This is a genomic window from Micromonospora sp. NPDC049102, assembly GCF_043197485.1.
GTDB lineage: Bacteria > Actinomycetota > Actinomycetes > Mycobacteriales > Micromonosporaceae > Micromonospora.
Genome location: NZ_JBICTE010000011.1, coordinates 92,320 through 104,333 on the forward strand (window position 1 = coordinate 92,320; position 12,014 = coordinate 104,333).

Genomic DNA, 12,014 nt, shown 5'->3' on the forward strand with positions numbered 1-12,014 from the left:
CGAGAGTGTGGGCACGCTACGCCTCCAAGATGGATGAGAACCCGAGGTAGCGTGCCTCGCCCAGCCTGGTAGGCGCATCCGCCGATTGGGCGGTGCGTGAATCTGCTAGCCGACAGAACGCCGGAAGATCAGCGGTAGATCTCCGATGAACGGCGGCTGTGTTCACAGTGTCGTCACACGTGTCAGCGACTCCCCCCGGTCGGCTGCCGCAGGTAGTCGTCCTTGCCGGCCTGGGTGAACCCGGCCACGGCGGAGGCGTCGTGGTTCATCGTCATGTCACAGGTCGCCGTGCGGGTCGTCATGCCCGGCGAATTGAAGTAGATGGTGGCCTTGATCTTCGGGTGCGCCTTCAGGGCCGCCGGGAACTCCTGGAACCAGCGCTGCTTCGCGCCCGGGTCCTTGGCGTCGAAGTTCGTACCGAACTCGGCGAGCATCCGTGGCTTGCCCGCACCGATGCCGTTCTCGTCGAGCCACCGGTAGAAGCCGTCCACTGTCGTGCTCGGGCTCTTCCACACCGTGCTGCCGTTGCAGACGTGGAAGTTGTACGGGTCGTAGGCCACCCAGTCGACGTACCGGTCACCGGGGTAGAGGCCGGCGTACCGCGAGTAGTGACCGGACCAACCCATCATCGTCCACACCCAGACGGCATTGTCGGCGCCCGCTTTGGCGAACCGCTCGTACACGTACTTCCAGGCCTGGACGAAGTCGGCGTCGCTCCCCTTGCCCGGCTCGTCCTCCGGCTCGTGGTCGAAGCCCATGAACACCGGCACCTTGGCGGCCCGGATGCGACCGGCGACCGCGTCGATTGTCGCGTCCTGCCGGCCGCTGTAGATGTCGGACCACTTCAGCGTCGTGCCGGCGGAGAAGTCGCGCGACTCCCAGGCGAAGAACATCAGCCGGCCCTGGCGCATCTGCTCCTGCTCGTAGGCGTCGGGGAACGCCCCGTTGCTGCCGGCGTTGGAGAAGTCGTGGTACCGGTGCACGATGTCGAACTTGCGCCCGACCTGGGCTTCCACGTCGGTGATCGCCTTACCGTGGTCCCAGCCGCTGCCGGCGTTGGCGGGTGAGTACATCCCCCACCAGGCGCCACAGGAGGGCACGAGCGTGTCGGACACCTGACCGCACTTGCCGGACGGGAGGGTGGGGCTCCCGGTCGGCGTCGGCGTACGGGTCGGGGCGACCGTCGGCGTGGGCCGGGGTGCTGCGGTCGTCGGCGCGACCGTCGGCGAGGGCGGCGGCGCCGGTCGCGTGGTCGGCGCCGACGTCGGTCCACTGCCCAGGTCGTACTTGATCACCAGGCTGGGCCGTAGGTCGGTGTTGCGGTTCTCGACCGAGGCCCAGTAGACGCGGGTCTCCAGGCCGGTCTGGGCCAGCGACACCGTGAAGGTGCCATTGCCGGTGACCAGCTTGGAGACGTCCCACTCGTTGGCGCCCTTGGCCACACCGGACAGGGTGTCCAGCACGGCTCCCGCCTTCGCCGGGACCGGCCGCGCCTCGCGGGCGCTCGCCGACGAGGCGTGCGCGGTCACCGTGGCGGCGAACTGCTGCCATGCGTGCATGCGCAGGGTCGCCCGGACGTTGACGGCGGCGGCGGGGAGCGTGGTCACCGTGAACTCGACGACCGCCTCTCGACCACCGCGCGGGTTGCCGTCGCAGCGCGCCGCGCAGGTCGCCAGGGTTCCCTTGGTGGAGTTGTCGCCGTCCTGGGAGACCATTGTCGCGGTGGTGTCCGCCACCGCGCGGATCGACAGGTCGTCGCTGGCCAACAGGGGCATCATGGTCGCCACGATGCCGGCCACCACCGAACCGCCGACGACGCCGATGGCGATCGCCTTGCGTCGGGGGCCGTTGCGGAACCGGGTGATGCGGTGCAGTCCATGCCTGGTCAAGGAGAACTCCCTGTGTCTGGTGCGACAACCGTCAGCAGCGTATCGATGACCAGGGCATGTCGTCGGTAGGACAGTTTCCCGTAAGCGCGTCTTAACCGTCAGCTAAGAAAGCCCGCGGAAGGCGAGTCGCTCCCGGAGGCGGCGGGTGGCAGCACCGGGCCCTGACTCACGGGCCCGCAACGTCGACCGGTAGGCCCGCCCGCCGCGGCATCGTCAGACTGCGGCGCAGCACCACCAGCAGCGCATCCAGCACCGATCCACGGTCGCGGGCGTCGAAGGTGATCAGCGGCGTGTCGTCGGAGACCGCCAGAGCCCACCGCACATCGTCAAGATCATGGGTCAACATGCCGTCGAACAGGTTGACGGCCACCCCGAAGGGAATGCCGGTTCGCTCGAAGTAGTCGACTGCCGGATAACAGTCGTCGAGGCGACGCGCATCGACGATCACCAGAGCGCCGAGCGCCCCTTCGGTCAGATCGCGCCACATGAAACCGAAACGGTCCTGGCCCGGCGTGCCAAAGAGGTAGAGCTTGATTTCGTCGTCGATGGTGATGCGACCAAAGTCCAGCGCAACCGTCGTGGTCGTCTTGTCTGGCACCTCCTCGGCGCGGTCGAGTGCGGCCGCAGCCTCGGTCATCGGCGCCTCGGTGGTCAGCACGGGAACTTCGGAGACCTGAGAGACCGCAGTGGTCTTGCCCACTCCGAAACCACCGGCGATGACGATCTTCACCGGTACGGGCGGCCGGGCGCTTTCGGCAGCCGGGTCAGCGAATTGCGGTAAGTCCACGGATAACCCTTTCGATGATCTGCGTCTGCCGGTCCTCGGGGAGGTCCAATCCGCGGGTGGTGAGAAACTTCAGCGCGATCAGGTCTGCGACCAGTACTCGCGTGACTCCGAGATGCAGCCCGACGTGGGCGGAGATCTCCGCGATGGCTACCCACTGCCTGCAGAACTCCACGATGTCCCGATGCTCGTAGTGCAGGCGGGACGCCCCTAGCAGGCCGTCCCGGGTGGCCATCACCTGCGCTGCCACGTTCAACGTCACCCCCATGGGGCGTACTCGACCGCCGGTCAACAGATAAGGCCTTACCCGGGACACCTGGCGATGTCGTGCTCCTGCCGTTTCGTGAGCCCCGTCTGCCACCACCCCGGTCAGGCCCGGACCGTGAGCTTCAGTTCGTCGATAAGCTGCGGCGTGAGTACCGGGCCGGCGTGATTGGCGAAGACCGCCATCTCATAGGCGAGGTTGCCCAGGCTGGCGTCCTTCTGTGCGAGCACTCCGAGTGAACAACGTGTGTTGATAGCGCTCACCAGCAGATAGCCCCGCTGCATGTCGATGATGACCTTGTTCGTGGCGCCGAGGTCGTACACACGTGAGGTGCCGCTCGCCAGGCTCGAGAGGGCAGAGGTGATGGCGGAGAGTCGGTCGGCGTCCGTGCGAGAGAGGGTGGCGGAGAGCGCCACGAGCAACCCGTCGGAGGAGACCGCGATCGCCTCCAGGACGCCTGCGGTATCGCTGGCGAACCTCTCGAGCAGCCAGTTGAACTGCTGCGCCTCGTTGCTTGTCTGGTGCCCGCCTGCTGTCATCGTCCGCTCCGGTTGTTGTGGAGGGTCGCCGCCCGAGCGAGCCCATCGTGAAAGTCGTCGAGTGCTGCCCGTTCGGCCTCGGGATCACGCCGCACGCCCAGCCTTTCGGCGGGTAGCTCTGCCGCCCGATAGCGTGTGTCGGCGCTGAGTTCCTCGGCCAACTGCAGGTTGAGATGCTCTCCCGGGCGACGCCGTTGCAAACCGCCGGGGCTGACCTGCGCGGTCCCCCGAGCCGTCGAGAACGCGGCAACGCGCGGCGGCAACGGCCCGATATCCGCGGCCCACCCGGCTGACGTCTGCGCGTCACGACCTGGCCCACGCCGACCGGGCTCGACCGCGCCCGTAGCTCGCGCCTCCGCACGGACCATCTCGTCCAACTCGGCCCGCTCCGCCTCCGGACGTCGGGATGGGTACGGCAGAGTTTCGTGCTGCCCGCTCCAACCTGCGGGCTCGGACCGGGCCGGACCATCCCAATCCAGGGTCGCCTGGGTTGCACCCGGCCGGCGTCGCCGCAGCCCAGCACGCATTTCGGTGGCTTCCGACTCTGCTGCCGTTAGGGGCGGCGCCGTCTCCGGCTGACCACCACGCGGAACAGTTGGCAACGGAACGTGCTGGCCAGGCGTCTGGGCAGCAGCGTCCAACCGGCCAGTCCACCAGTTGAAGGCACGGTCACCGAACGCCTCGGTCAGCGGTCGGGGCGACGCTTCGACACCCACGGCGGCGGGGGCGGGGGCATTCTGCGCTGCCCGTCGCACCGGCGCGGGCTCAGCCCCTCCTCGCGGCCGGGCCGCCGGTTGATCGACGTTCAGGTGCAGCAACATGTGCTGCGGAACCGTGATCTCGACGGTCACCCCGGTGACCGGCGACGGCATCAGCCGTACCGTCATCCCGTGCCTCCGGGCCAGTCGCCCCACCACGATCAATCCGAGCATGGTGGTCGGCGCGACGTCAGGCCGTCCCACCGAGACAAGTCGACTGTTCTCCTCGACGATCCGGGCCGGCCTCATGCCGATACCGGAGTCGACGATGCGAATCATGCACTCCGGAGTCAGGCTCGCCGAGACGACGACCGGCGCGGACGGCGGCGAGAATGATGTCGCGTTTTCCAGCAACTCGGCAAGGATCAGGGTCAGGTCGGCCACGGCGCCCGCCGCCACCGTCGTATTGGCCACCGACTCCAGGTGAACATTCTCATAACGCTCGATCTCGCCGATCGAGGAGCGAATGACGTCGATCAAAGGTGTCGGGACGTGCGCATCCAACTGCTCATCGTCCCGTCGACCGGCAATCGCGAGCAGGCTCTCCGTCCCCCGCCGGAGCCGGCTTGTCAGGTGGTCCAACTGGTACAACTGGGCAAGCCGCTCTTCATTGGACTCGTCGCGCTCCAACTGGTCGATACGAGCTACCTGCCGCTCAACCAGACTGCGAGTGCGGTTCGCGATGTTGACGAACATCACCGATACGTTGCGCCGGTTGAGTGCCTGTTGCTGCAACAGCAGCGCCGCGGTCGCCTGCACCCGGTTGAACGCTGATGCGAGTTCGCCGATCTCGTCCGCCGACCGCAGCATCACGGCGGCGAACTTCGGTTGAAGTTCCTCTTCGTCGTACTCGAGCTCGTTGATTCGTGTCATCTCGTGAGCAGCGAGGTCGGCTACCGCGTTGGCCGCGCGCGTCATCCGCCGCAGGGGCCGTGCCACAGACCTGTTCACCGCGACAGCGAAGAGCCAGATCGCGGCCAGCAGTCCCACGACCACCCCGACCTCCAGGCCGGCGGCGCGACGGGCAGCGACTGCGGCGTCCGCCGCTCGCCGCGTCGTATCGCGCGTGATCTCGTCCTGGACCTCCTGCCGAGTGGAGAGCGCAGCCTCAATCATCGACGTCTGTCGACTAATCGGAGGAACCTGTGCTGACGCGCGACGACTCGTCACGGCGGCCACCGCCGCTCGTGCTCGCCCGAACGTTGGTCCTGTGTCCGCCGCCGCTACCAACGCCTGGTGGTGCGCGTCCCCCTGCTGCTGGAAAATCTCCCGATAGATCAGCGCCGCTGACTCCGCCGAGGCCGCCCACCGCTGGGCTTCGCTCGGGTTCACCAGCTCGAGTAGCACCGCGGTGAGGCTCTGGCTGGCCGCCTCGTCCAGTCGCAGCAGGGAATCCACCGCCGCCGTCCGTCGCAGCCCCGACGCGTCGACACCTGCTGAGGCGGTCAGCCGTAGACCATCGAGCAGTGCCCGGATCAGGTCGTCGTAGCCACGGACGAGCTTCGCCGCGTCGCGGGCGTCCACTGAAGCAGGGACGCGAAGCTCTTGCAGGCGACCCGGTTGGTCTAGCACCGTACGGAGCTCGGTGCCGGCGGTGGACGGCAGCGCACGTGCCACGCTCTCCCAACTGTCGTCCACCTGTTGCATCTGCACAGGAAGCGCATCGTGACCGACCGGTGCTCCGCCGAGCCGTCCCACGACGAGCAGGCGCTCTCGCTGTAGGTCCCGGATCAGCCGACTCACCGACCGCGCAGTCTTCGCACTGTCCGCGACGACGGCAGCCGAGCGCGCCTGGTCGATGCCCCGCGCGACGAGCGGCACGGTGGCGCACAGCGCCACGGCCACCGACAGCAGCGAGAGGAGACTGAGTCGCTGCGTAATGCGGAGTCCACTAAGCATCTGACAACTCTTCGTCATCCGCTCGAGGTCGTACCCCGCGGCCGACTCGAAGCAGTTCTTCGGTTGCGAGCAGTTCCCGAGCATCAACCTCCGGCATCGCGACGGACAGGGACGCGATATCGGCGATCGGCTGCGTTCCAACCTCCTCGTCCCGGTCGTCGCCCGACTCCCGTTCGCGGGCGGGCACCGCCCACCAGAAGAACAGCAGCCCGACCAATGCCCCGCCGATCACCATGGCCATCTGCTGTTGCCGGAGCCTGTCGAGGGAGCGAACGGTGTCCTTGAGTAGCCGATCCAGCTCGATGGACATCGCGTCGGCCACGTTCAAGCTCGCGTCCTGCAGCTGTACTGCAATGGCAGCGACTGCCTTCTTCCCGGCCGTACCGGCCAGCGCAGTGTCGCCGAACCGGCTGACGGTGTCGCGGAACGAGTCGAGGGGCTCGATCAGCGCAGCGTGACCAGCGGCTTCGGTCACGACCCGCAGACCGGCCTCGATCGCGGCGGCCGCAGCCGCCACCTGCGCGCGGGTCACCGCGATGGCGACCGCGGTCGACCCGGACTTGTCGCCGAGGTAAGCCTGGTCAGCCACCGAATTCGCGCCGGTCAGCACGATGGGCAACTGAACGAAGCTCGCATCGGCAAGGTAGTTTCCGTAGCTGTCCGTACTGCCGTTCAGATGCGCGAGACGCACTACCTTGGCGGCCATGTCCACCGCGAGAGTGAGTACCTCGCTGTACCGGTCGAGCGCTTGACGCCCGGTCGGCTTGTCGTCCATGAGCTGCTTGACCTTCGGACGTAATCCGGGCCAACGCTGACCAAGGCCGAGCGCCTGGCCCTCGCGTCCGTCGAGCGCATCGAGCTCGACGACCGCCCGCTGGAGCGCGCCGGGGTTGACCACCGTATTGCGCACCGTCTGCGCCCTGAGTCGGGTCAACTCGCTGATCAGGTCGGTGGTTGCCCGCAGGTAGCGCACCCCCTGCTGCTCGCTCGTGACCCGAGCTGCGTCGGCGTCGAGCTGGCGGCGCGACTGCACGGCGAGCATCGCGTACACCGTGGTCAGGACGGTGATCAGCAGCAACGCGACTGCGATCCATGGCCCGCGCCGCTGGCGAAGGGCAATTGGCTTGGTCACGACCGGACCGCCGGCTGCCGCGTCGACGGGAACACGTACGGGGTCTCGCCATGCTGTGACAGGTCCAACCCGACGCTCTCCGCGCGGCCACCGATGCGGTTGCCACGAATCCGCGACACGAAGACCATGATGATCAAGGAAACCACCGCGGAGTACACCACCACCGCGCCGACGGCCAGCGCCTGCACTCCGAGCAGCCGATACCCGCCCCCGTAAAACAGGCCGTTCGCTATTCCAGGATTGACCGAAGCGGTGGCGAAGAGGCCGACCGAGATCGCGCCGATCAACCCGCCGCCCAGATGGACGGCGGCAACGTCGAGCGCGTCGTCGAGTCGGAGGAGCGCCTTGAGCCCCACTGCGAAGTGGCACAGGACGCCCGCCACGAGACCGATCAGCAGCGCACTCGTAGGCGTCACGTACCCGGCCGCCGGAGTGATCGCGACCAGGCCGGCCACTGCCCCGGACGCGGCCCCCAGCGTGGTCGGCTTGCCGAACCGAAGTCGCTCCACGAGGGCCCAGGCGATCATCGCCACTGCGGCGGCCGCCTGCGTGTTGACGACCGCGAGCACAGCCAGGCCGCTGGCGCTGAGGGCCGAACCCCCGTTGAAGCCGAACCAGCCGACCCAGAGCAGCGCCGTGCCGAGCAGCATCATCGGCAGATTGTGCGGACGGTGTTCCGCGCGAGCCCGACGCCCCAGACGCGCGGCGACGACAAGCGCCGCCGCACCGGCGTTGGCGTGTACCACCGCTCCACCGGCGAAATCGAGCGCGCCGAGCTGGTGCGCCCAACCAAGCGGCGAGAACAGCCAGTGTGCCACCGGCGCGTAGACCAACAGAGACCAGAGCGCGACGAAGATCATCGAGGCACTGAAACGCCATCGCTCCGCCCCAGCTCCGAGGATCAGCGCCGGGGTGATCACCGCGAACATCATCTGGAACAGCACGAAGGCCATTGGCGGTACCCCGGCGAGGTCGATCCCCGGTACCTCGGCCGCGAGATCGGTGAGCCCGACGAATGACCACCCGCCGACGAACGAGTTGCTCGGCCCGAAGGCCAGGGAGTAGCCGAGCAGTAACCACAGGACCGTGACGACACCGATCGTCATGAAACCCTGCATCACGGTGCCGGCGACGTTGGAGGCGCGAACCATGCCACCGTAGAAGAAAGCCACTCCTGGCGTCATCAAGAGCACCAAGACGGCCGACACCAACACCCAGGCGGTTGCCCCGCCATCAAGACCCGCTTGACTCATCCCCACTCACCCCCACCCGTAGAGCCAGATCGCCGTGCCCCCAAACGAACAAGATCCGGTCTTGGTTCACGGCGAGCCCGGATATTCACCGGTTCGCTCCGAAGCTGAGAGCACCCGACACACGTGCAGCCCACGGGCGCACGCGACACGAATGTGCCCGTCGTCGATGGAAGGAGAGAATGGACCTCCGGGTGTCAGTCGGGCCGGGCCGACTTCAACGCGGCGCGCATGGCCTGGACCGGGGCGCGTACGCCCGTGAACTGTTCGAACTGGCCCACCGCCTGAGCCAGAAGGAGATCCAGTCCAGACATCACCCGCACGTCGGCCCCGAGCGCGGACGCAGCCAGGGGGCTCGGCCACGGGTCGTAGAGCGCGTCGAAGTAGACCGCGCCGGCGTGCCAGTCCGCCTCACCGGCGAGGCTGTCGGCCACGCCCTTCGGCACCGTGGAGACGACCACGTCGGCCGCGAGGTGGCGACGGGCGTCCACCCAGGCGCCGGCGCTCACCGCAACGCCGACCGCCTCGGCGACCGGTCGCAGGCCCTCGACCGCCTCGGCCCGACGGGCCACCACCGTCACCGACGAGCAGGCCAACCGTGCGGCGGCGGCGAGCGCGGCGCGGGCCGTTCCGCCCGCACCGAGCACGGTCATCGCCGCGCCGGCGGTGACGCCGGCCTCGGTGAGCACGTCCACCATGCCGCCGACGTCGGTGTTGTCCGCGTACCAGGAGCCGTCCTGTCGGCGTACCAACGTGTTGGCCGCGCCGACGGCGACGGCGACAGGCGACGCGGCGTCGGCCACCGCGAGCGCCGCCTCCTTGCCCGGCATCGTCACCGACAGCCCGGCCCACTCCGGGCCCAGGCCCGCGACCAGATCCGGCAGCTCCGCGGCCGCGCACTCGATCCGGGTGTACGACCACCCGGTCAGCCCGGCGGCGGTGTACCCGGCGGTGTGGATCACCGGGGAGAGCGAGTGTGCGATGGGTTTGCCCAGTACCGCGGCCCGACGGGCCGCCCCGGTCCGCGTCATGTCCGCCCCTTCGTACACGTCGCCTCGACCCTACCGAGCGCACGGACGACCGCACCAGCCAGCACCGGCGGTGGCGATGGTATTTGCTTGACGTTCCATCGATGTCGGTGAAAGCTTTCCGAGGTAGGACGATCGATCGGAAACAGGGGGGAACCATGAACAAACGGATTCTGCGCGTCCTCATCGCGATTGCCGCGGCCTTCAGCCTCACGCTGGTGGCCGCCGCACCCGCCCGGGCGGACAGCGCGGCGGGCAGCTGGTCGGACAACCACCAGCTGTGCACGTCCAGCTCGTGCGTGCGCGCCGGCAACATCGTGCGGCTGTGGCAGGCCATCATCTGGGCCGACGACCTGAGCGGCACCGTCGGCACCAGCTTCATCGACGGCGAGTTCGGCTCCAACACCGCCGCCAAGACCAGGACCTGGCAGGGCGTGATGAGCATCGGCGTCGACGGGCAGGTCGGGCCGCAGACCTGGGGCAAGGCGTACGGCGCGGTCAACCGGAACACCGGCTACGACACGAGTACGCAGACCGGGTACTTCTACTACGGCTACAACCGCACGTTCGCGTTGCGCAAGCAGAACAGCAACGGCGTGTGGACGTTCCTCAACCCGCGCACCGGCACGTGGACGGGCACGAGCCACTGACCGTGGCACGCCAGCCGATCTGACGCGAAAAGGCTCCCCTTCGAGCGCGACCGATGTCGCCGGTCGCCGGAAAGGGAGCCTTTTCGCAGTGTGCGGCGTCAGATGATGCCGGCCTCCCGGGCCCTGGCCTCGTTGCGCTGGTGTTCGGCGTACGTCTCGGCGAAGGCCGAGTGCCCCTGCTTGTCGATCGCCACGAAGTAGAGCCACTTGCCCACCGGCGTGGCCATCGCCCCCTCCAGGGCCTGCTTGCCCGGGTTGTTGATCGGGGTCGGGATCATGCCGGACAGCTTGCGGTTGTAGGGGTTCTTCGGGTCGTCCAACTCGGCCGCCGTCATCTGCTTGGACGACTTGGTCGGCTTGCCGATCGACTCCAGGTAGTAGTTGACCGTGACGTCCATCTCCAGGCAGGTGCACGGGAACTCGCCGTACGCCCGGTTGTAGGCCACCCGGGCGACCTTGCCGAGGTCGTCCTTGTTACCGGCCTCGGCCTGGGCCAGCGACGCCACGATCAACGCCTCGTACGGGCTGACCTTGCGCTCCTTCTGCACCCGGTCGGCGAACTTCATCTCACCGGTCACCGAGAGGAAGTTGTCCACCATCAGCTTGAGGATGCTCTCGGCGGTGGCCTTCGGCGGGATCTCGTACGTGTCCGGGTAGAGAAAGCCCTCGACGGACTTGACGACCTTCTTGCCGTCGTCGCGCTTGAACCACCAGTCCGGGACGCCGAGCCCCTCCGGGTCCTTCGCGGCGGCCTCGAACTCCTTGACCGGGATCTTGGTCTTGTCGGAGAGCAGCTTGTAGATGTTCTTGCTGGTGCGACCCTCGGGAATGGTCAACCCGTTGACGATCTTGTTCTTGAGGTCGAGCATGGCCGTCACGGCACTCGCGCCGCTCATCTGCTTGCGCAGCTTGTACGTGCCCGGCTGGATGTTCTTGCTGCGTGAGTTGGCCTCGGCGGCCTCGATGAACGCCTTCTGGCTCTTGACCACGTCGGCCGCGACCAGGGCGTCGGCCATGTCGGCCAGCAACGCACCGTTCTTGATCTCGACGGTGATCTCACCGGATCCGGCGCCGTCGTAGTCGGGCGTGACGAAGTAGTTCTGGATCCGGTCGAACCCGTAGAACGCGCCGCCGCCGATGGCGCCCAGCAGGGCCAGGGCCATCAACAGAGCCAGGAACGTCTTGCCCCGGCCGCCGCCGGAGCCTCCCTTGCGCTTGCGGAAGCTACGCCGGTGCCGGCCCTTCTCACCTCGCTCCGGCTCGTCGAACCCAAGATCCAGATCGTCGATCATTACGTCCGCCTCCGCTGCGCGTCCAGCCAGCTCTGCAGGATCTCCACTGCGGCCGCCTGATCGACAACCGCACGTTGACGCTTGCCACGAACGCCACGCTCGGCAAGCCTACGAGAAGCGACCACGGTCGACATCCTCTCGTCGGTAAGCGTTACCGGGATCGGCGCTATCACATTGACCAATCGGTCAGCGTACGCCTTGACACTGACCGCCGCCGGGCCGTGTTTACCGGCCAGGTTGACCGGAAGACCGACGACCACCTCGACGGCCTCGTGCTCGACCACAAGTGCCGCGATCTGGGCAATGTCGGTCGGCACCGCGTCCGGCGCGACGGTGAGGTCGCGGGCGAGGGTGACCACCGGCGTGGCCAGCACCCCGTGCGGATCGGAGCGCGACACGCCGACGCGCACCTGCCCGACGTCCACACCGAGGCGAACGCCCCGTGTAAACCCGGTCACCGTCGGTCACCCGCGGGCTGTCGACGAACCAGGGCGGACCGAATGGCCCGCCCTGGTCGACACTGACTGT

11 protein-coding genes are annotated in these 12,014 nt (G+C 67.8%); 1 reads left to right on the top strand and 10 read right to left on the bottom strand.

Features of this window, described 5'->3' with window-relative positions; genetic code table 11:
- Window positions 1-182 precede the first annotated feature (182 nt).
- The 8 genes from ACGFH9_RS14080 to ACGFH9_RS14115 form a co-directional block, all read right to left on the bottom strand.
- Window positions 183-1,889 (bottom strand): glycosyl hydrolase, encoded by a 1,707-nt coding sequence (locus ACGFH9_RS14080; RefSeq protein WP_393218533.1) that lies wholly within the window; start codon window positions 1,887-1,889, stop codon window positions 183-185.
- A gap of 166 nt (window positions 1,890-2,055) precedes the next feature.
- Window positions 2,056-2,619, bottom strand: coding sequence for an ATP/GTP-binding protein (locus ACGFH9_RS14085; protein ID WP_393218535.1), 564 nt, complete (start codon window positions 2,617-2,619; stop codon window positions 2,056-2,058).
- A 34-nt stretch (window positions 2,620-2,653) separates the two neighbouring features.
- On the bottom strand, window positions 2,654-2,941 hold the full coding sequence (locus ACGFH9_RS14090; RefSeq protein WP_393218538.1) for a DUF742 domain-containing protein: 288 nt from the start codon (window positions 2,939-2,941) through the stop codon (window positions 2,654-2,656).
- 101 nt (window positions 2,942-3,042) lie between these two features.
- Window positions 3,043-3,477 (bottom strand): roadblock/LC7 domain-containing protein, encoded by a 435-nt coding sequence (locus ACGFH9_RS14095; protein ID WP_393218540.1) that lies wholly within the window; start codon window positions 3,475-3,477, stop codon window positions 3,043-3,045.
- Window positions 3,474-6,080 (bottom strand): nitrate- and nitrite sensing domain-containing protein, encoded by a 2,607-nt coding sequence (locus ACGFH9_RS14100; RefSeq protein WP_393218543.1) that lies wholly within the window; start codon window positions 6,078-6,080, stop codon window positions 3,474-3,476. The genes ACGFH9_RS14095 and ACGFH9_RS14100 overlap by 4 nt, the downstream gene beginning before the upstream one ends.
- Before the next feature lie 46 nt (window positions 6,081-6,126).
- The gene (locus ACGFH9_RS14105; protein ID WP_393218546.1) at window positions 6,127-7,266 is read right to left on the bottom strand and encodes a hypothetical protein; all 1,140 of its coding nucleotides are present in this window, start codon (window positions 7,264-7,266) and stop codon (window positions 6,127-6,129) included.
- On the bottom strand, window positions 7,263-8,519 hold the full coding sequence (locus tag ACGFH9_RS14110; protein WP_393218549.1) for an ammonium transporter: 1,257 nt from the start codon (window positions 8,517-8,519) through the stop codon (window positions 7,263-7,265). Before ACGFH9_RS14110 ends, ACGFH9_RS14105 begins: the two co-directional genes overlap by 4 nt.
- 194 nt (window positions 8,520-8,713) lie before the next feature.
- Window positions 8,714-9,547 (bottom strand): shikimate dehydrogenase, encoded by an 834-nt coding sequence (locus ACGFH9_RS14115; protein WP_393218552.1) that lies wholly within the window; start codon window positions 9,545-9,547, stop codon window positions 8,714-8,716.
- Between the two features lie 155 nt (window positions 9,548-9,702).
- Here ACGFH9_RS14115 and ACGFH9_RS14120 point away from each other — a divergent pair, with 155 nt between their 5' ends.
- Entirely contained in the window at window positions 9,703-10,194 is a 492-nt protein-coding gene (locus ACGFH9_RS14120) for a peptidoglycan-binding protein (protein ID WP_393218555.1), read from the top strand.
- A gap of 98 nt (window positions 10,195-10,292) precedes the next feature.
- Here the strand turns inward: ACGFH9_RS14120 and mltG are convergent, their stop codons facing one another.
- Together mltG and ruvX are read right to left on the bottom strand one after the other, a co-directional pair.
- On the bottom strand, window positions 10,293-11,486 hold the full coding sequence (gene mltG / locus ACGFH9_RS14125; RefSeq protein ID WP_393218557.1) for an endolytic transglycosylase MltG: 1,194 nt from the start codon (window positions 11,484-11,486) through the stop codon (window positions 10,293-10,295).
- Window positions 11,486-11,944, bottom strand: a complete 459-nt coding sequence (gene ruvX / locus ACGFH9_RS14130; protein ID WP_393218560.1) for a Holliday junction resolvase RuvX — start codon at window positions 11,942-11,944, stop codon at window positions 11,486-11,488. The genes mltG and ruvX overlap by 1 nt, the downstream gene beginning before the upstream one ends.
- Window positions 11,945-12,014: the final 70 nt, after the last annotated feature.